Annotated in this window: 7 protein-coding genes and 1 pseudogene; 1 reads left to right on the forward strand and 7 read right to left on the reverse strand. The window is 72.2% G+C overall.

What is annotated here, in order from left to right; genetic code table 11:
* Nucleotides 1-91: 91 nt before the first annotated feature.
* Nucleotides 92-898, reverse strand: a complete 807-nt coding sequence (locus ACF1CT_RS31615; RefSeq protein WP_391787418.1) for a thioesterase II family protein — start codon at nucleotides 896-898, stop codon at nucleotides 92-94.
* Between the two features lie 434 nt (nucleotides 899-1,332).
* Complete coding sequence (locus ACF1CT_RS31620) at nucleotides 1,333-1,650, reverse strand: hypothetical protein (protein WP_391787419.1); 318 nt, start codon at nucleotides 1,648-1,650, stop codon at nucleotides 1,333-1,335.
* Between the two features lie 91 nt (nucleotides 1,651-1,741).
* Between ACF1CT_RS31620 and ACF1CT_RS31625 the strand changes: the two genes are divergently transcribed.
* Nucleotides 1,742-2,347 carry a TetR/AcrR family transcriptional regulator gene (locus ACF1CT_RS31625; RefSeq protein WP_391787420.1) on the forward strand — a complete coding sequence of 202 codons (606 nt, stop codon included), beginning with the start codon at nucleotides 1,742-1,744 and terminating at the stop codon, nucleotides 2,345-2,347.
* Between the two features lie 152 nt (nucleotides 2,348-2,499).
* Here the strand turns inward: ACF1CT_RS31625 and ACF1CT_RS31630 are convergent.
* The 5 genes and pseudogenes from ACF1CT_RS31630 to ACF1CT_RS31650 form a co-directional block, all read right to left on the reverse strand.
* A pseudogene (locus ACF1CT_RS31630) lies at nucleotides 2,500-6,984 on the reverse strand (type I polyketide synthase); the annotation flags it as partial.
* Nucleotides 6,985-7,013: 29 nt separating this feature from the next.
* Complete coding sequence (locus ACF1CT_RS31635; protein WP_391787421.1) at nucleotides 7,014-17,705, reverse strand: type I polyketide synthase; 10,692 nt, start codon at nucleotides 17,703-17,705, stop codon at nucleotides 7,014-7,016.
* A 271-nt stretch (nucleotides 17,706-17,976) separates the two neighbouring features.
* Nucleotides 17,977-19,419, reverse strand: coding sequence for an FAD-binding oxidoreductase (locus ACF1CT_RS31640; RefSeq protein ID WP_391787422.1), 1,443 nt, complete (start codon nucleotides 19,417-19,419; stop codon nucleotides 17,977-17,979).
* 492 nt (nucleotides 19,420-19,911) lie between these two features.
* A complete protein-coding gene (locus ACF1CT_RS31645; protein WP_391787423.1) occupies nucleotides 19,912-21,201 on the reverse strand; it encodes a condensation domain-containing protein in 1,290 nt (429 codons plus the stop codon).
* Nucleotides 21,198-21,467 (reverse strand): acyl carrier protein, encoded by a 270-nt coding sequence (locus tag ACF1CT_RS31650; RefSeq protein ID WP_391787424.1) that lies wholly within the window; start codon nucleotides 21,465-21,467, stop codon nucleotides 21,198-21,200. Before ACF1CT_RS31650 ends, ACF1CT_RS31645 begins: the two co-directional genes overlap by 4 nt.
* Between the last annotated feature and the right edge of the window lie 69 nt (nucleotides 21,468-21,536).

Raw genomic sequence — 21,536 nt, forward strand, 5'->3', positions numbered from 1 at the left:
GGAAGGGGAAGTGAAGGAAGCCGTCACCGTTGTCTCTTTCTGATCAGAAAGGGCGTCGTCGTACCCGGGTTGTCGAGCCTCGAAGTCGTGGTCAGGCGCCGCGGGCCGGTTCCGGGGCCTCTCGCAGCAGCGCGGCGATCCGGTCCGCGAACGCCGTGCGCGATTCCCGGAGGAAGAAGAAGTGGCCGCCGGGGAAACGGTGCACCCGGCAGCTCACCGAGGAACGGCCGGTCCACGCGAGCGCGTCGCGTTCGTGGACCAGGGGGTCGGCCGTGCCGTGGAAGACGTCGATCGGGCACGACAGGGGTTCGGCCGCCGTGGTGTCACGGCTCGCGCAGAGCCGTAGGTCCCCCCGGTTCAGCGCCACAGCGGATCGCAGCCAGTCGGGGTACCGCAGCAGTTCCGGCGACAGGCCGCCGATGTCGAGCATGCTGCGCACCAGGTGCTCGTCCGACTCCATGTGCTGCGCGGCGAACGCGGGAGGCAGATGGGGCGCCCGGCACGCGCCGGCGATCAGCCGGACGGGGGGCGGGGCTCCACGGGTCTGCCGCCGTGCGATGAGGTCGTGCGCGACGAGGGCGCCCATGCTGTGGCCGTAGCAGGCATACGGGCCGGTGAGGTACGGGTCGAGGTGCTCGTCGAGTTCGGCCACCAGATCGGCCATCGACTTGGGCATCGGATGCCGCAGCCGGGTTTCCCTACCGGGCAGTTGGACGGCCACGACCTCGATGCGCGGGGCGAGCGCGCCGCGCAGTGCGGAGAATGCCGCGGCGCTGCCGCCGCTGTGGTGGAAACAGAACAGCCGCGGCCGGGCACCGCCGGTGGGACTGGACGTCAGGTACGGAGTCCCCGGAGCCGGATGGGCCGGACCGGGCATCACGCCTTGCTGTTCCCTCACTGCGCCTCCCCGAAGAGCGTTCCGCGCCATGGTCGGCAACGCTGGTTAATCGGGTCTAAGGCGGACCTTGCACGGCGGCTCTCCGCCGCCCCGTCGGGCGGTCGGCGGACGGACACGACGGGGTGCGACGGGGCACTGCGGCCGGAAGGGCCGACGGGCTCCGCTCCCGTGAACGCGGCCCCGGGCCGGGGCCGCGTTCACGGGAGCGGAGCCCGGGGCGGTGCGGGATGACGGGGCGTGACGGCCCGGCCGCCACGCCCCGTCGCCCTCAGAGCCTGTCGGGTGGCCTCAGACCGGGCGGCCACGTCCCGGCACGCGCGCTTCCGGCGTTGCCGGGATGACCGAGCGGCTCCGCCGCCGGGCCCTCCCGGTGCCTGGGCATCGCACGCACCATGCCGCGTCCGCCTTCCGGTCGAAGGTCACCCGGCAGGCTCTCAGCCGGCCTTCGCGGCCTTCGCGGCCTTCCCCTTCTCCAGCGACTGGGCGGCCCGCCCGGAGGAGTGGTAGAGGGCAGCCAACAGGGCGCCGACAGCGGTCAGACCGAGTGCCGCTTCCGGATGGGCCGGGATGTCCGCGAAATACAGCAGCACCCCCGAGATGACGAGTCCCACCCACCCGGCCACGGCATTGCGGACCGGACTGTTGCCGAAGGCCATCGGGAAGCTTTCGTGCGCGACGCCCTTGACGAAGTGAGGCAGGGAGTTCACCCCCATCAGTCCGCCGAGGAAGCCGAGAATGATCGCCAGTAACATGCAGCACTTTCCCTTCACATGAGTCAACACGCGTTGACTCAAATACGCTAGCACCTGCTCCGAATTGGTTCAACGCCTGTAGACTGAATGCGTGGCAACTTCACGCACCGAGCAGCGCCGGCAGACCGAACAGCGCATCCTCTCCGCGGCACGGCGGCTCTTCTCCGAGCGCGGCTACGAACGCACCACCATTCGTGCCGTGGCGACCGAGGCCGCGGCGGATCCCGGCCTCGTCATGCGGTACTTCGAGAGCAAGGAGGGCCTGTTCTCCCAGGTCGCCCGGATCGACATGGACGCGGAGGCCTCGATCGACGGCAGCCCGGCCGAGGTCGCCGACACCCTGCTCGCCTCCCTGCGCGACAAGCTCGTGACGGAGCCGGAGGCCGCCCTGGCGCTGCTGCGCTCCATGCTCACGCATCCCGAGGCGAGCCGCGAGGTTCACGCGTACGTGTCCGCGCAGCAGCGGCGGATGACCGAGGCCCTCCCGCAGGACAACGCCGCGCTACGGGCCGATCTGCTCGGGGCGGTCATGCTCGGCACGCTCATCGGCCGCTACCTGATCCGTATGGAAGCCCTCCAGGACGCTCCGGCGGAAGAGATCTCCGCGCTGCTGTCGCCCTGTTTCCAGGCCCTGGCCGGAGGGGCGCCGAAGGACGTCCACGCAACGGAGCCGGATGAACAAGCCCCTGCGGGGTGACGGCTGTCCGCCGTGTTCCGCCCCGCAGCAGCGCCCCGTCGATCACGTCCCCCGTCGATCACGCCCCTCGGCCGAGGCCCTGCCGCGTCCGTCCCCGGCCTCGCCCGTCAGCGCGACTGGCCCAGCTGCGCCACCAGGCCCGCGGCCAGTTCGGCCGGCGTGGGCCGTTCGAGCACCATCTGGGGGGTGACATCGATTCCGGTGTCGTCGCGCAGCCCGTTGCACAGCTCCAGGACGGTCAGTGAGGTGAAGCCGAGCTCCAGGAAGTTCTGTGCGGCGTCCAGCTCACCCGGCGCGGTGGCCAGTACGGCCGCGGCGTGGACGAGGACGAGGTCGAGCAGAATCCGTCCCCGGTCCTCGTCCGGCGCCGCCGCGAGTCTCGCGCGAAGCCCCCTCGTGTCACCGCCATCGGCCCCGGCGCCGACGCACGCGCCGCCGCGGGCGGTCCTGAGCAGATCCGCGAGGACCGGGAGTTCCGGCCCCTCATAGGCGTCCCAGTCGGCATCGGCGACGACGAGGCCGGTCCGACCGGTCCGCAGCGGCAGCCGCCCCAGCAGTGCCCCGGGATTCTGCGGGCGCAGCCACGTCCCGTCGGCGGGCTCGTCGGCCCACGGGCCCCACGCGACCAGGGATCCGGGCAGCCCGTCCCGGCATCGGGCACGTATCAGCGCCTCACCGAAGGCGGCGGCCGGCCCGGTGGCGGCCCCGTCGCCGGGTGCGCCGACGAGGTCGTTCAGCGTCACGAGCACCGCGAAGGCCTCCAAGTCCACCGCGCGCGTGTGCTCGTGCAGCGCTCGCATGGCGGCGATCGCCGCCGGCCCCCGGTCCGGGTCTTCGTCCGCGGGTCCGCCGGGAACCACCACGACCGCGGTCAGCGGGCGTTCGGCGGGCAGTCGGGAGATCAGCGCGGGCAGCTCGCCGTCGGCCACGTCGGTCAACGTCACCCGGCAGTCCGGGCCGACGGCCTCGCGTACGGCGGGGGCGCTCGCGTCGCCGGTGAGCACGAGTTCGCCGACCCCTTCGCGGGCGAGCCAGCGCGCGACCTCGGCCCCGAGCCCGCCCGGGTGCGTTCCCCCGTGCAGCAGAACCGTGCCGTGCGGGCGCCACCCGCCGGCCGCGGGCTCCTCCACCGGCGACGACGTCACCAGGCGGCGGGCGAACGGGCCGGACTGCCGTATCGCCACCTCCCGTTCACCGCTCGCCCCGCAGAGCACCGCGGCGAGCACGGTGCCGGTCCGGGAGTCGCACACCGGGGGCAGGTCCACCAGTCCCCCGCCCTTGAGGGCCGGGGCGCCGCTCAGTCCCCACAGGAGAGCCTGGGCGAGGTCGGTGTCCTCATCCGTGTGTCCGGCGGGCACCGCCTCACGGGTCAACAGCCACGCGGGCGCCTCGATCCCCGCCTCTTCCAGTACGGACAACACGCGGACGGCGGTGCGCAGGGCGCCCGCGCCGTCCGGGCCGACGGCATCGCGGTCGACCGCGGGCAGCAGCAACACCCCGGCCGGACCGGGAGCGTCCGGGCCCGGTCCACGGCTCGGAGCGGCGGCGGGCCCGCCGTCGCCGGCGAGTTCCCCGGGGGTGACCACGACCGGCGTGGCGCCGCACCGGGCCAGGGCGTCGGTCACCACGGCGGCGAGCTTCTCGTCGGTCCCCCCGTCGGGGACGACGACCAGCCAGTCGCCGTGCAGCACCGGTGCCGCCGGCTCCGGAACCGGCCGCCAGGCGACGCGGTACCAGGAGCGTCGCCGCCTGCGCCAGGAGCCGAGCGCGGGGCCGATCTCCCGCAGCGAGGCGTACCCTTCCCGCGTCAAGCCCAGCTCGGCGCCCAGGGCGGCCCAGTCGTCGCCCTCGACCGCCTGCCAGAACCGCGCGTCCTCCTCGTCGGTACCGAGGGCGGGCGCGTCGAGCCAGTACCGCCGGCGCTGGAAGGGATAGCCGGGCAGGTCGACGCGGCGGTGCGCGTCGGCGGGCAGCAGCGCCTTCCAGTCGACGGAGCGGCCCCGCGCGTGCAGCCGGGCGGCAGCGGTGGTGACCGCGGCCACCTCGGGCCGATCGCGCTTCAGCGCGGCGACCGCCACGGTGTCGGGCGCGTGAGCCAGGGACTCGCCGGTGAGCGGCGTCAGCACGGCGTCGGGGCCGAGTTCGACGAAGGTGCGTACACCCTGGTCGTACAAGGACATGACGCCGTCGGCGAACCGCACCGGCTCCCGGACGTGGCGCACCCAGTGCTCCGGGTCGCACAGTTCCTTCTCGTCGGCGAGCGCACCGGTCACATGGGAGACCACCGGCAGCAGGGGCGCGCGGAACGACAGCCCCTGGGCAACCGACCGGAACTCCGCCAGCATCGGATCCATCAAGGGCGAATGGAAGGCGTGGCTCGTCCGCAGTCGGCGTGTCCTGCGCCCCTGCCCCGTCAATACCCGCTCCAGCTCCCCGAGCGCCTCCCGGTCGCCGGAGACGACCAGGGACGTGGGCCCGTTGATCGCGGCGAACCCGATCCGGTCCTCCCGGCCCGCCAGCAACGGCGATACGGCCTCCTGCGGAGCCTGGACCGCGAGCATCGCCCCGGTCCCGGGCAACGCCTGCATCAGCCTCCCCCGTGCCGCCACCAGGGCACAGGCGTCCGCCAACGACAACACCCCCGCCACATGCGCCGCCGTCAGCTCACCCACGGAATGCCCGCCGACGAAATCGGGCGCCACCCCCCACTCCTCGAACAACCGGAAGAGCCCCACTCCCACCGCGAACAGTCCCGGCTGCGCGTACTCCGTACGCTCCAGCAGACCGCTGTCCTCGTGCCACAGCGCGTCCCGCAACCCGACGCATCCCTGCGCCCGGAAACCGTCCACCACCTCCTCGCACGCTTCCGCGAACACGGGAAAGCGCTCGGCCAGCTCCCGTCCCATCCCCCGGCGTTGGCTCCCCTGCCCGGTGAACAACATCGCGAGCCGACCGCCGGGCGCCGCCGTACCGCGTACGACCGAGGCCGACGGCCGCCCCTCCGCCAGGGCGGCCAGGCCGGTCAGGAACGTGTCCGTGTCCTCGCCGACGACCACGGCCCGGTGCGGGAAGGACGCGCGGGCGGCCAGGGAATGAGCGATGTCGACGGGGCGCGGCTCGGGATCCCGGTGGACGTACGAGGCAAGAGCCGCGGCCTGGGCGTGCAGGGCCTGCTCGGTGCGGGCGGACAGCACCCAGGGCACCGCGCCCGGCTCCTCGGGGCCCGACGCCGCTTCCGGCGCGGGCCCGGGCGTCTGCTCGGGGGCCTGCTCCAGGATGAGGTGGGCGTTGGTGCCGCTGATCCCGAAGGAGGACACCGCCGCCCGGCGGGGGCGCCCGGTCTCCGGCCACATGACGGGTTCGGTCAGCAGCGAGACCGCGCCGCTGCTCCAGTCGACGTGCGGGGAGGGCTTGTCGATGTGCAGGCTGGGAGGCAGTACGCCCCGTTCCATCGCCATGACCATCTTGATCACTCCGGCCACACCGGCGGCGGCCTGGGTGTGGCCGATGTTCGACTTCACCGACCCCAGCCACAACGGCCGGTCCGCCGGGCGGTCGCGCCCGTAGGTGGCGAGCAGCGCCTGCGCCTCGATCGGGTCGCCGAGCGTCGTTCCCGTGCCGTGCGCGTCGACGGCGTCCACCTGGTCCGCGCCGATCCGCGCGTCGGCGAGGGCTCGGCGGATCACACGTTCCTGCGCGGGGCCGTTGGGTGCGGTCAGGCCGTTGCTGGCCCCGTCGGAGTTCACCGCGGAACCACGGAGCACCGCGAGCACCCGGTGCCCCTTGCGACGCGCGTCCGACAATCGCTCCAGCAGCACCATGCCCACCCCCTCGGCCCAGCCGGTGCCGTCGGCGGCCGCGGCGAACGGTTTGCAGCGGCCGTCCGGGGACAGCCCGCGCTGTCGGCTGAACTCCACGAAGACCCCGGGCGAGGCCATCACGGTGACCCCGCCCGCCAGCGCCAGTGCGCAGTCGCCCTTGCGCAGCGCGTCCGCGGCCAGATGCATGCCGACCAGCGAGGATGAGCAGGCCGTGTCCACGGTGACCGCGGGGCCCTCGAAACCGAAGGTGTAGGCGATGCGGCCGGAGGCGACACTGCCCGCGCTCCCGGTGCCGACGAATCCCTCGTGTTCGGCGGGCACACTCGAAAGCCGCGTCGCGTAGTCCCCGTACATAACGCCGACGAACACCCCGGTGTCGCTGCCCCGTACGGTGGTGGGGGCGAGACCGGCCCGTTCGAATGTCTCCCAGGTCGTCTCCAGCAGCAGCCGCTGCTGCGGGTCGATCGAGAGGGCCTCGCGCGGGCTGATGCCGAAGAAGCCCGCGTCGAACTCGGCGGCGTCGTAGAGGAAGCCGCCATGGCGGGTGTAGCTGGTCGCCGTCCGGTCGGGGTCCGGATCGTAGAGGGCGCCGAGATCCCAGCCACGGTCTGCCGGGAACTCCCCGATCGCGTCCTGGCCCTCGGACACGAGCCGCCACAGGTCCTCCGGGGAGCGCACACCACCGGGGTACCGGCACGCCATGCCGATGACGGCGATCGGTTCGGTGCGCGCGTCGCTGAGCACCTCGTTCTGCCGCCGCAGCCTCTCTGTCTCCTTCACGGAGGCCCGGAGCGCCTCCACCAGTCTCTCGGGGGATGTCGTCACAGCAGCCTCGCTCGGGATCGTCAGTGTGTGGTGTCGGATTCGCCAAGTACCAGGCCGATCAAGGTGTCGGCGTCCATGCTGTCCACGGCCCCGGTGTCGCCCGGGTCCGCGGGCTGCTGCGCCCCTGCCGCGGAGTCCGCGAGTTGCCACAACACGTCGACCAGGCCCGCGTCCCGGAATCGGGCGTACGGGATGGCCGCCAGGGCGGTGCGCAGCCGGGCCTCGTCGGCGTCCGCACCGCTGTCGGCCACGAGCCGCGTCCACAGGTGATCACCGAGCGCGACGGGAGTCGGCCGGTCGAAGACGAGGGTGGCGGGCAGGCTCAGCCCGGTCTCGGCGCCGAGACGGTTGCGCAGTTCGACGGCGGTGAGGGAGTCGAAGCCGAGTTCCTGGAAAGGACGCCCGGGATCGAGAAGTTCGTGCGAGGGGTGCCCGAGCACGGCGGCAACGGTGGTCAGGATCCGCTCCAGCAGAAGTTCCCGCTGCTCCGGCTCCGGCAGCGCGGCGAGCCGCCGCGTCAGCCGGGCGGTCGCCGACGCGCCGTCACCGGCGGTGGCCGGCGCCGCCGGGAGGAGGCTCTGCGCGATCGGTGGCAACGCGCCCCGCTCCGCCTGTGCCCGCAGCGCCGGTACGTCGAATCTGGCGGGCACCGTCACCGGTTCGTCGAGCGCGAGGGCGGCGTCGAACAGGGCAAGGGCCTCGCCGACGCCCATCGACGCGAGCCCGCTGCGGACCAGGCGGGCCCGGCCGTCCGCCCCCAGCCTGGCGGCTATCCCCTCCCCGGCGTCCCACAGGCCCCAGGCCAGCGACAGCGCGGGCAGCCCGAGGCCGCGCCGGTGAGCGGCCAGACCGTCCAGGAAGGCGTTGGCGGCGGCGTAGTTGGCCTGACCGGGACTTCCGAAGGTTCCGGCCGCGGAAGAGAACAGCACGAAGGCGGAGAGGTCGAGGCCGGCCGTCAACTGGTGCAGGTGCCGGGCGGCGTCCGCCTTCGGCCGGAACACCCGGTCGAACCGCTCCGGGGTCAACGACTCGATCAGGCCGTCGTCCACCACACCGGCGGCATGCACGACCGCGCGCAACGGGAAGTCGGCGGGGACGGCGTCCAGCATCCGCGCGAGTGCCGCGCGGTCGGCGCAGTCGCAGGCCACCACGGTGACGTCGGCGCCCGCGGCCCTCAGCTCCCCGGCCAGTTCGTCGGCGCCCGGCGCGTCGGGGCCCCGTCGGCTGGCCAGCAGCAGTCGGCGTACTCCGTGTGCGGCGACCAGGTGGCGGACCACGTCCGGTCCGATTCCGCCGGTCGCGCCGGTGACCAGCACCGTGCCGTCGCCGTCGAAGCCGGTGCGGGTTCCCTCGCCGGACGCGGTCGCACGGGTCAGGCGGGGGACGAACACCTTGTCGCCGCGGATGGCGGCCTGGGATTCGCCGCAGCCGAGGGCCCGGTCCAGGAGAGCTTCGTCGTCGGCATCGATCAGAGCGAACTTCCCGGGGCACTCCAGTTGCGCGCTGCGCACGAGCCCCCAGACCGAGGCGGCGGCCACGTCATCGACCGCTTCTTTGCCGACCGGTACGGCGCGTCGGGTCAGGAACACCAGCCGGGAACCGGCGAAACGGTCGTCGTCGATCCACCTGCGTGCCAGACCGGCGGCCTCGTGTGCGACCGTACCCGCGTCCCGCGAGGCGTTCTCGCCCGAGCCGTCTCCACCGATCCGCACGACGACGACGGGTGGTACGGAGACCAGGGAGACCGCTGCCGCCGCAGTGTCCACGACCACCCGGTCCTCCGGTGCGGGTGGCTCGGCGTGCGGTGCCGCCGGGTGCCATGTGACGCCGTACAAGGAGTGCGAGACGTCGCCGCCGGCCCTGCGCAGCTGATCGTGGGTGACGGGCCGCAGGGCAAGGGCGTCGACCGTGGCGACCGGCAGGCCGTCGGCGTCCGTCATGCCGAGCGCGGCTCCCGTGGCGCCGGAGGGGAGCATCCGTACCCGCAGGGCCCGGGGGCCGGGTGCCGACGCGTGCAGGGTCACTCCGCTCCAGGAGAACGGGAGCACCACCCCGTCCGGCGCGTCGGAGGCGTCGGCCGCACCGAGGGCGAGGACGTGGAGCGCGGAGTCGAACAGGGCCGGGTGGATCCCGAATCCCGAGGTGTCCACGGTGTCCGGCAGGGTGATTTCCGCGTACAGCTCCTCTCCGAGTCGCCAGGCGGCGGACAGGCCGCGGAAGGAATGACCGTACGCGATCCCGCGGTCGGCGAGGTGGGCGTAGAGGTCTGCGACGGGCAGGGGGTCCGCACCGGTCGGGGGCCAGGGAGCGGGGTCCGGTGCGGGGAGGGAAGCCGGTGCGGGGGCGAGGGTGCCGTGGGCGTGCCGGCTCCACGCCGTCCCGGTCGGGTCCTCCGATTCCGGGCGGGAGTGGACGCTCACGCCCCGCGTCCCGTCCTCGCCCGGCGCGCCCACCACGACCTGGAGCGCCACCGTCCCCTCCCGGGGTACCACCAGTGGTGATTCCAGGGTGAGTTCGGCGAGATGAGGGCAGTGCGCGTGACGTCCGGCTTCGAGGGCGAATTCGGCAAGGGCGGCCCCGGGCAGCAGCGCGGTGCCCCATACCGTGTGGTCGGACAGCCAGGGCGCCCCACGCAGCGACAGTCCCCCGGTGAGGACCATGCCCTGCCCGTCGGCGAGTGTGACGGCGGCGCCGAGAACCGGATGGCTGGTCCCGGTCTGTCCGGGGCCCGGTCCGGCCTGTGCGGCGGGGGCGTCCAACCAGTAGCGCTCGCGCTGGAACGGGTAGGTGGGGAGGTCCGCCAGCGGCGACCGGTTGCCGAAGAACACCGTCCAGTCGACCGGCACACCCGCCGTGTGGGCGTGTGCCAGGGCCTGGGTCACGGACTCCGTCTCGGCCCGGTCACGGCGTAGGGCCGGGACGGCGACGGCCGTCTCCTGGGCGAGGGTCTCGCGGACCATCGCGGTGAGTACGGCGTCGGGGCCGAGTTCGAGGAAGGTGCGGACCCCCTGCTCGTGCAGGGTGGTGACGCCGTCGGCGAAGCGCACCGGTTGCCGGACGTGCTGTACCCAGTATTCGGGTGTGCACACTTCCTCGTCATCGGCGAGCGCGCCCGTGACGTTGGAAACCATCGGCAACAGCGGTGCCCGGAAGGACAGTTGCTCCACAACGGTCCGGAACTCGTCCAGCATCGGATCCATCAGGGGCGAGTGGAAGGCGTGGCTCGTGCGCAGTCGGTGGGTTCGGCGTCCTTGCCCTGTCAGGACTTTTTCGAGTTCCGCGACGGCTTCGTGGTGACCGGAGACGACCAGCGAGGTGGGCCCGTTGACGGCGGCGACCGCGAGGCAATCCTCCCGGCCCGCCAGGAGGGGGAGGACGTCCTGTTCCGGGGCCTGGACGGCGAGCATGGCACCGTCTTCCGGCAACGCCTGCATGAGCCGACCGCGCGCGGCGACGAGCGTGCAGGCGTCGGTGAGGGACAGCACTCCCGCCACATGCGCCGCAGTGATTTCTCCGACCGAGTGGCCTCCCACGTGGTCGGGTACAACCCCCCAGGACTCGAAGAGCCGGAACAGCCCCACCTCGATGGCGAAGAGCCCCGGCTGGGTGAATTCGGTGCGGTCCAGCAGCCCGCCCTCCGTCTCCCACAGCGCGTCCCGCAGTCCGGCGCGTCCACTCGCCTCAAAACCCGCCAGCACCTCGTCCACGGCGTCCGCGAACACCGGGAAGCGTTCGGCCAGCTCCCTTCCCGTTCCCGGTCGCTGGCTGCCCTGCCCGGTGAACAGCACCGCCGTCCGCCCATCGGTGACAGCCTCTTCCCGGACCAGCCCGGCCGCGGGCCGCCCGTCGGCGAGCGCGGCCAGCGCTTCGGAGAAGCGCTCCGGTTCGGCGGCGGTGATCGCTGCGCGATGCGCGAAAGCGGTACGGCCGCTGGCCAGGGTCACCGCGATGTCCAACGGGTCCTGGCACGGATCCGACCCGATCCGTTCGCGCAGCCGCGCCGCACCGGCCCGCAACGCCCGCTCCGTCCTGGCGGAGAGCACCCAGGGCACCACCTGCGGCCCGTCGCGGTGTTCTTCCCGCGGCGGTTCGGCGGGAGCCCCTTCGAGGATGAGGTGGGCGTTGGTGCCGCTGATCCCGAAGGAGGACACCGCCGCCCGGCGGGGGCGCCCGGTCTCCGGCCACGCGACGGCCTCGGTCAGCAGCGAGACCGCCCCGCTGCTCCAGTCCACCCGGGAAGTCGGCTGCTGGACGTGGAGTGTCCGGGGCAGTGTTCCGTGCCGCATGGCCTCGACCATCTTGATCACTCCGGCCACACCGGCGGCGGCCTGAGTGTGGCCGATGTTCGACTTCACCGACCCCAGCCACAACGGCAGGTCCGCCGGGCGGTCGCGCCCGTAGGTGGCGAGCAGCGCCTGCGCCTCGATCGGGTCGCCGAGCGTCGTCCCCGTGCCGTGCGCCTCCACCGCGTCGATATCGGCCGCCGACAGCGCCGCGTTGGCGAGCGCCTGCCGGATCACACGTTGCTGGGAGGGGCCGTTGGGCGCGGTCAGGCCGTTGCTGGCCCCGTCGGAGTTCACCGCGGAACCACGGAGCACCGCGAGCACCCGGTGCCCCTTGCGACGCGCGTCCGACAGCCGCTCCAGCACCACCATGCCCACCCCCTCGGACCACGCGGCTCCATCCGCGCCGTCGCCGAAGGACTTGCAGCGGCCGTCCGGGGACAGCCCGCGCTGCCGGCTGAACTCCACGAACACGGTGGGTGTCGCCATGACGGTGACCCCGCCCGCCACCGCGAGCGAGCATTCGCCGCCGCGCAGCGCCTGCGCCGCCAGGTGCAGCGACACCAACGAGGACGAGCAGGCGGTGTCCACGGTGACCGCGGGCCCCTCGAAGCCGAAGGTGTAGGCGACCCGGCCGGAGGCGATGCTGCCCGCGCTGCCGGTGCCGAGAAAGCCCTCGTACTCCGGCGGGACGGGCCGGATCCGTGTGGCGTAGTCGTCGTACATGACCCCGGCGAAGACTCCGGTACCGCTGCCACGCAGCGAGGCGGGGTCCATACCGGCCCGTTCGATCGCCTCCCAGGTGGCCTCCAGGAGCAGCCGCTGCTGCGGGTCGGTGGCCAGCGCCTCACGCGGACTCATCCCGAAGAACTCGGGGTCGAAGTGGTCGGCGTCGTGCAGGAATCCGCCGTGCCGGGTGTAGACGCTGCCGGTCTGCCCGGGGTCGGGGTCGTAGAGCCCGTCGAGGTCCCATCCGCGGTCGGCGGGGAACTCGCCGATGGCGTCCACACCCTCTTCCGTCAGTCTCCACAGGTCTTCCGGGGAGCTCACACCGCCGGGGTACCGGCACGCCATGCCGACGATCGCGACCGGCTCTCCGGCGTCGGCGGGTGCGGCTGCCGGTCCACCGGCTCCGGCCCGCCCCGGCCGGTCGCCGAGCAGCTCGGGCAGCAGGTACGCCGCGATCGCGGTCACCGTGGGGTGGTCGAAGACAAGGGTGGCGGGCAGGTTCAGCCCGGTGGTGGCACGCAGCCGGTTGCGCAGTTCCACCGCGGTCAGCGAGTCGAAGCCGAGATCCTTCAGGGCCCGGTCCGCGTCCACGCTGTCGGCCGATTCGTATCCCAGCACGGCAGCGACCTGACCGCGTACGAGTCCGGCCAGCACCCGTTCCCGCCGCGCGGCGGGGGCGGCGGCGACCTGCGCGCCCCACCCCGACGCGCCGAGGGCGGACGTGTTCCGCGCGACGGCCGGGAGCAACCCGCGGACCAGGGGCGGCAGGAGGCCCTGGTCCGCCAGCTCCCGTACGACGGAGAGGTCGAGGCGGGCCGGCACCAGGACCGGTTCGCCGGTGCCCAGGCAGGCGTCGAACAACGCGAGTCCCTCGTCGGTCGACAGCGGGACGAGGCCGCCGCGCGTCAGCCTGGCGCGGCCCCGGGTTCCGAGGTGTTCCGTCATCGCGCTGTCCAGATCCCACAGGCCCCAGGCCAGGGACACCGCGGGCAGCCCCAGGTCACGGCGGTGGTGGGCGAGCGCGTCGAGGAAGGCGTTCGCCGCCGCGTACGGAGCCTGCCCCGCGGATCCGAAGACGCCCGCCGCCGAGGAGAAGAGGATGAAGGCGGACAGGTCGAGTCCGGCCGTCAGTTCGTGCAGGTTCCAGACCGCGTCGGTCTTCGGACGGAGCACGCGGGTGACCTGCTCGTCCGTCACCGTCTCCAGCACGGCGTCCTCCGTGACGCCGGCCGCGTGCACGACCGCCCGCAGCGGGAACGCTGCCGGGATCCTCGCGAGCAGCGCGGCGAGCGCCTCGCGGTCGGCGGTGTCACAACTCTCGACGGTCACCGCGGCGCCCTGTTCCGTCAGGTCGTCGACCAGTTCGTCGACACCCTCGGCCGCCGCGCCCCCGCGGCTCACCAGGAGCAGGCGGCGCACCCCGTGTGCGGCGACCAGGTGCCGGGCCACGAGCGAACCGACTCCGCCGGTGCCCCCGGTCACCAGCACCGTCCCTCCGGCGGCAACGGTGCCCAGGGACCCGCTGTCGGTCGGCGCGGTGCGGCGGGTTGCCCGGGGGACGAAGACGGCGCCGTCGCGGATCGCGGCCTGAGGCTCTTCGCAGCCGAGTGCCGTCGCCACGGCACGGCCCACGTCACCGGCCCCGCTCCGGCCCGTGCCCGTCTCCGTGGACGTGTCCACGTCCACGTCCACCAGACCGAACCGGCCCGGATGTTCCGACTGGGCACCACGCACCAGCCCCCACAGCGCCGCACCCACGAGGTCCGCCACGGGCTCGCCCCGGACCGTCACGGCTCCCCGGGTCACCACTACCAGGCGTGAGTCCGTGAAGCGCGGTTCCGCGAGCCACCATCGCAGCAGCTCCACCGCCTCACCCACCGCGGCCCCGGCCGCCCGTCCCGCGTCCCCCTGTTCCCCGCCACCGAGCCGTACGGCGACGACACCGGGCGTGTGGTCCCGCTCCAGCGCGCGGACGGCGTCGCCGCCGTCGACGAGCACCGGGCAGTCGGGAGCATGCGCCGTCCCGGTGGCAGGAACCCAGTCCACCGACAGCAGTGACCGGGACACGTCGCGGAGTCCGGCGGCCGGAAGGGCACGGGTGTGCAGAGAGTCCACGGTGGCCACCGGCACACCGTCGGCGTCCGCGACAGTGACGGCGAGGGCGCCGTCGCCCACGGGTGCGACCCGCACCCGCAGCGCGGTCGACGCCGCACGGTGCAGTGTCACCCCACTCCACGCGAAGGGCAGCCGCACGGCACCGGTGTCCCCCGACAAAGCCTCCAGGGCGGGCAGATGAAGGGCCGCGTCGAGCAGTGCGGGGTGGACGCCGAACCCGGTGACGTCCGCCGGTTCCTCCAGCGCCACCTCGGCGAACAGTTCCTCGTCCCGCCGCCACGCGGCACGCAGCCCCTGAAACGCCGGACCGTAGGACAGTCCGTGGTCCGCCAGCAGGTCGTAGGAGTTGAGCAGTTCGATGGGCTCGGCGCCCGCGGGCGGCCACTCCTCCGGGGCCGCCACGGGGTCTGCCACCGCCCCTGCCGTCAGCGATCCGGTGGCGTGGCAGGTCCATACCGCGTCCTGCCCCTCCCCGCCGTCGGGCCGGGCGTGCACGGACACCGTACGGGTGCCGTCCGCGTCCGGCGCCCCGACGACGACCTGTGTCGCGACCGCGCCTTCCTCGGGGATCTCCAGCGGGGACTGGAGCGTGAGGTCGGTGATCCGCTCGCACCCCGCGTGCCGTCCGGCCCGGAGCACGAGTTCGACGAAGCCGGTGCCGGGGAACAGTACGGTGCCCGCCACGGCGTGGTCGGCGAGCCAGGGATGGGAGTGCCTCGCCAGCCTTCCGGTGAGCACCAGCCCTCGCCCGTCGGCGAGTTCGACGGCGGCGCCGAGCAACGGATGGGCCGTGGCAGCCTGTCCGAGACCGATCGCGTCGGTGGGCGCTCCGGACTCCTCCAGCCAGAACCGCTCCCCCCTGAAGGGATAGGTGGGCAGATCGACCGGCCGCGCCGCGGCCGCCGTGAAGGCGGCCGGCCGGTCGACGGCGGCCCCTTGGACGTGCAGCTCGGCCACGGCGGTGAGGAACCGGCCGACGTCCCCGTGTCCGCGGCGCAGCGTGCCGACGGCGACTCCCTCCTGCGTACCGGTGGCCTCCAGCACCTCCTGGACCGCGACCGTGAGCACCGGGTGCGGGCTGACCTCGATGAACGTCGTGCAGCCGCGGGCGGCCAGCGCGCGTACGGCCGGCTCGAACCGAACGGTGTTGCGCAGGTTCCGGTACCAGTAGTCGGCGTCGAGCCCGGTCGTGTCGGACATGAGCTCGCCGGTGAGCGTCGAGTGGAACGGGATGCGGGACGCCTGCGGCGAGAGGGTGCCGATGGCCTCGTCGAGCCGTTCTCGGATCGCCTCGACGTGGGGGGTGTGGGAGGCGTAGTCGACGGATATCCGGCGCGCCCGGATCCCGTCGGACCCGCAGTGTGCGAGGAGTTCGTCGAGCGCGGACACCTCCCCCGCAACGATGGTCGCGCCCGGACCGTTGACCGCGGCCACGTGGAGCCGTCCTGCCCAGCGCTCGATGAGTCTCCCGGCGGGTTCGGCCGCCAGCGGCAGCGAGACCATGCCGCCGGTTCCGGCGAGTTCCCCCAGCACCTTGCTGCGTCGCGCCACGACCATGGCCGCGTCGCGCAGGCTGAGCGCTCCCGCGACGCACGCGGCGGCGATCTCGCCCTGCGAGTGGCCGATGACGGCCGCGGGCTCGATGCCCGCCGACTGCCAGAGCGCGGCGAGCGAGACCATCACGGCGAACAGCGCGGGCTGCACGACGTCGACCCGTTCGAGATCGGGCGCGCCGGGGGCCTCGTCCAGGACGTCGAGCAGCGACCAGTCGGTGTACGGGGCGAGGGCGTCGGCGCATTCACGCATCCGTCGGTCGAACACCTCGGAGGTACCGAGCAGTTCTCGCGCCATGCCTGCCCACTGCGATCCCTGTCCGGGGAACACGAAGACGGGCTTGCCCCGCGGCGCGGCGACTCCCTCGACGAGACCCGGTGCGGGCCTGCCCGCCGCCAGCGCGCGGACTCCCTCCAGAAGTCCGTCCCGGTCTTCCGCCACGACGACGGCACGGTGCTCGAAGAGCGTCCGGGTGGTGACCAGCGCGTGTCCGACATCCGCCGCGCGCAGGGCCGGGGCGGAGCTCACGCGGGCGTCCAGCCGCGTGGCCTGCTCCCGCAGTTCGTCGGCGGTACGGCCGGAGAGGACCCAGCCCACGGCACCGTCGTCGGGCGCCTCCACGGTCCCGGGCTCGGGCGCCTGCTGGGCGGCCTCCTCCAGGATGACGTGCGCGTTCGTACCGCTCATGCCGAACGACGAGACACCCGCATGCCGTGGCCGGCCGTCCGGCTCGGGCCACGGCCGGGCCTCGGTGAGCAGCGAGACCGCCCCGGCGTCCCAGTCCACGTGGCCGGAGGGCCGGTCGACGTGCAGCGTCGCGGGCAGCACCCGGTGCCGCATGGCCTGGACCATCTTGATGACACTGGCCACCCCCGCGGCGGCCTGGGTATGACCGATGTTGGACTTCACCGAACCGAGCCACAGGGGCCGGTCCGGATCGCGGTCGCGGCCGTACGTGGCCATCAGCGCCCGTGCCTCGATCGGATCGCCGAGTGTGGTACCGGTCCCGTGGCCGTCCACCACGTCCACATCGGCCGGACCGAGCCCCGCGCCGGCCAGCGCCTGGCGGATGACTCGTTCCTGTGACGGTCCGTTGGGCGCGGTGAGCCCGTTGCTCGCACCGTCCTGGTTCACGGCGCTGCCGCGCAGGAGCGCCAGTACCGGGTGCCCGTTGCGGCGCGCGTCCGAAAGCCGCTCCAGCAACAGCATGCCGGCGCCCTCGCCCCAGCCGGTGCCGTCCGCCGCGTCGGCGAACGAGCGGCAGCGGCCGTCGGGCGACAGGCCGCGCTGGCGGCTGAACTCCACGAACTCCGCCGGGGTGGCCATGACTGTCGCCCCGCCCGCCAGCGCGAGATCGCACTCCCCCTGGCGCAGGGCCTGGGCCGCCAGATGCATGGCGACCAACGACGACGAGCAAGCGGTGTCGACGGAGATCGCCGGCCCCTCCAGACCGAGGCAGTAGGAGATCCGGCCCGAGGCGACGCTTGTCGTGTTCCCCGAGCCCAGGTATCCCTCCAGATCCGCCGGCTTGCGAGCCACACGAGCGACGTAGTCGTTGTAGAAGACCCCGGCGAATACGCCGGTCCGGCTGCCGCGCAGCGAACCGGGTTCGATTCCCGACCTTTCGATCGCCTCCCAGGACACTTCGAGCAGCAGCCGCTGCTGCGGATCCATGGCGAGCGCCTCGCGCGGGTTGATCCCGAAGAAGTCGGCATCGAATCTGTCCGCGTCGTACAGGAAGCTGCCGTCGCGTACGTAGGACGTGCCGGGAGTGTCCGCCGTCGGCTCGTACAGTCCGTCGAGGTCCCAGCCCCGGTTGGCGGGAAACCCTCCGACCGTGTCGGCACGGGTTTCCACCAGGTGCCACAGATCCTCGGGCGAACGCACCGCTCCCGGGTACCGGCATGCCATGGCGACGATGGCGATCGGCTCCCGCTCCGCCGACTCGGCCTCGTCCAGGCGTTGCCGGGTCCGGTGCAGCTCGGCGGTCACCCATTTGAGATAGTCGGTGAGTTTCTGTTCGTTCGTCATCGCGCCTCTGCTTCCTGACGAGTTCTGGCGAGCGGGCAGCGGTGCCGTGGGCGGAGCGGGACAGCGGCGCCATCGGCCGGCCGACACGCCATGGTCGGCGAGGGCCTTAAAGCGACGCTAAACACACGTATGGCCCCGCCACCGCACTCCTGCCGACCGAGCGGTTCGGCTCCGTTCCGGCCGCTGTCGGCACAAGTGCCCACAACGACGCGAGACGGTGAAGGCCACCGAAGGAGGTGGTCTTCACCGTCTCGCGGTGTGGGTGGATCGCTCAGTCGATCGCCTGGGGAGAACGGAAGAAACAGCCCGGGTCGTACTGTTTCTTGACGGCCGACACACGCGGGTAGTTCTCGGCGAAGTACTCCTGTCGCCAGTTGGTGAGTGCCGGGTCGGGGTAATTCTGGTAGGTCTCACCGTTCGCATAGGGATCGGCGGCGTCGAAGACCTTGCCGGTCCACGCCTCGGCGGCGGCGCGCTGCTCCTCCGTCGGTTCGCCGGAGGGGATGACATTCGCGTAGATCATGATGTACTCGGTGTCACGGTGCACATATGCCGTGTCGGTGCGGCCCGGCTCGTTGGCCTTGCCGCCGAGCGCGCCGCAGCTGACGCTGCGGGTGTGGCCGGCCTGGCGGTCGGCGTCGAACGCGGCCAGCACCTCCTCGACCCCGGCCGTCGGCAACGTCCGGCCGAACATGCGGCTGCGGGCCCTCAGATAGCTGCCCCGGGGAAGCAGTGCCTCGGGGTTGTCCCCCACTCGGTGGCACTCCTCCGCGCTCTTGTCGGAGCATCCGTACCAATACATCATCGCGTCGCCGTAGGGGAGGTCCTGGACCTGTCGGCTCGCCGGGGGCCGGCCGACCGCGGACACCAGTTCGTCGAGCATGCTGCCCGCGCCCTGCTCGGGGCCCGACCAGCCGCCGGTGACCGAGACGATCGGGACCGCACCCGGGGAGGCGTCCGGGAGCGCGATGCTCAGCGATCCGCCACCCAGTTCCGGCGGTGCGGCAGCGAACCAGTCCTGCCAGGCCGTCATGACCTCGGGTGCGTCGTCCCAGGCCCACGACAACTGGTAGTTCACCATGTTCGTGACCTCGGCGGGGCGTACCTCGAACTTGGTGACGACGCCGAAGTTGCCGCCGCCTCCGCCCCTCAGCGCCCAGTACAGTTCGGGCTCGCTGTCCTCGGAGGCCGTGACGACCCGGCCGTCGGCCAGGACCACTTCTGCGGAGACCAGCCGGTCGCATGCCATGCCGTACTTGCGGGTCAGGAGACCGAACCCGCCACCCTGGAGGAATCCGCCCAGTGCGACCGTCGGGCAGGAACCTCCCGGAAGACCGAGCCCCCTGGGTGTCAGAGCGGTCAGTACGTCGATCTGCTGGGTACCGGCGCCGACCGTCACCGTCGACGCGCCGACGGTCACCTGGTTCAGTCGGGACACGTCCACGACAAGCCCGGTGGAGGACGAGTAGCCGGTGGAACTGTGTCCGCCGCTGCGCACCGCCGCCGGGATCCCGTGCTGCTGGGCGAACGCGACACAGGTACGAACGTCCTCCACCGAAGCACAGTAGGCGACACCCGCCGGTGCGATGGTGTCGTACTGCTTGAAGTGCAGTTCCTTGGCCTGCGCGTAGCCGGCGTCGGCCGGCAGCACCAAGGCCCCGCTCAGTTTGTTCCGTAACTCGGCCCAGATATCGGTGCCGCGAGCCGCGGCCATTCCAGTCCCCCCGAATGCCGCGAGCGCAGCGGCGGCTCCGACGCCGCCGCGCAGGACATTCCTCCTGCTGATTCCCATGGTCTCCTCAAATCACTTCCCTGAAACGACGGAACCCCGCCGCCACCTCAGTGGTACATCACCCATCGAGTCGCGTACAAGGAAATCTCCCCAACGGCGGGACGCGTGAAGCCCGGCTTAAGCCGGGCTTCAGACTTCCGGGCGAGAATGGAGAATGAGGGCCTGTCCGGTGAGCGTTTTGCGACTTCGTGCCGATGCGCGGTGAAGAACGAGGAAAGCTTTCGCGATGTCGGTGTGCGGTCGGCGCCCGCGGCGAGGCCCGGGCTCATTTCCCTCTTGTTCGAGAGGTGTGAGACGCGAGGCCCCGGGGACTCGGCATCGGCCGGTCGCACCGGGGTCGCGGAACACCGGATGCCCGTACGTCGATGAGCCGCAGCGCCGTCACGTCCACGTGCCACGACCTCGTGAGCGAGCTCACGGCGCCACGGGGCCGCCGTCCAGGAGATCGGTGACGGAGCGCAGCAGGCACACGAAGTCGCTGACATGTCCGGTCAGTTGATCGCGGCTGTAGAGCTCCGCGTTGCCGTGGAAGGAGATGCCCAGCCCCTGGCCGTCAAGCCGGTCGTAGACGTTGATCGACAGGTCCTCCACGGGGCCGGCGCACGGGGAGTGCACGACGGAGGAATGCCCCGCGTAGTCCCCGCCGTAGGTGAAGGACATGATGTTGACGTCGGGACCGAACTGCCTTCGTCCCCTGGGCAGTTCCGTCAGCTCCCGCATCAGATGCTCCTGCGGGTAGCGCTGATGCCGCAGGGCCTCTTCCAGGGACCGCGAGGTCTGTTCCACGACGGCGGCGAAGTCCATTTCCGGGCCGAGGAGGAGGCGCAGCGGCACCACATTGGTCAGCATCGCCGGTACCCGCCGCGGCAGAGGTTCCGTACGGGCGGTCACCGGCAGGCCGACGACCAGCTCACGGATGCCGGTAGCGCGATGCAGTTGCACGGCGACCGCCGCGATGACCACCTCCGGCCAGGTGACATCGAGGCGGCGCGCCGCGGCGCGCAGGGCGTGGACGTCCGCGGGGGCGAGGTGGCCGCTCTCGCGGAAGGAGGCTCGGCTGCGGGTCGGCCGCCAGTCGGTGAGGCTCACCACTTCGGTCTGGCCCGCCAGTTGTGACAGCCAGTACCGGCGGTCCTGCTCGTATTCCTCGGAGCTCTGATAGGCGGCGTCGGCCTCGATGACCTGTTCCAGGGTGCCCGGTGGCCGCGACCGCCGGGGGCGCCCGGTGGCCAGGGCGGTGTAGACATCGGCGACGTGGGAGGCGATGAGGGAGAGCCCGAATCCGTCCACGACGATGTGGTGAGCGGCCCGGTACCACAGGGAGCGCCCGGCTCCCGCCGTGAACAGCGCCCAGGTGAAGAGCGGGCCCTTGGCGAGGTCGTACTCCTTCGCCAGGTCCTGCCGCATCCACCGTTCCGCGGCGGCTCTCGGGTCCGGTTCGTCGCTGACGTCGACATGGTGCAGCGGTACGTCGACGGTGTCGTCGATGTACTGATACAGCCCCTCGTCCCCGAGATCGAACCGTGCCCGCAAGGCCGGGGTGGCAGCAACGACTTCGCGAAGCGCCTCCTCGAAGAGGTGGACGTCCACCGGGCCGTCGATGTCGCAGTACTCTGCGATATTGAAGGATCTCTCATCCGGATCGAGCTGTTGAGCCACCCAGACCGCGGTCTGGGCAGAGGACAGCATCAGCCTTGTGGTCATCCGTCGACCCCCGCCTGCTGGGTACGGAGTTCGAAGACGAAGGCGCAGACGCTGTCCAGGCTATGGAATTTTTCACCGATGGCGCTGCCGCCGGGGATGATCACATCGAAACGCTTCTCGATAAAACTCCCGAGTCGCGCCACGGAGAGCGAGTCCAGAATTCCCCATTCCAGCAGAGGGGTGTCCGGGTCCACCTCCCCCTGCCCCTTCAGTATCTCTCCCTCGATGAAAGCCTTGACAGCTTCGAACGCGTCACTATCCTTCACCTATATCCCCCAGATGCTCAACAAGTTTTCAGCAGAACCAACACCTGACACTAATTCACGCTACCGTTC

Source organism: Streptomyces sp. NPDC014734 (genome assembly GCF_043083325.1).
In the GTDB taxonomy this organism is placed as follows: domain Bacteria; phylum Actinomycetota; class Actinomycetes; order Streptomycetales; family Streptomycetaceae; genus Streptomyces.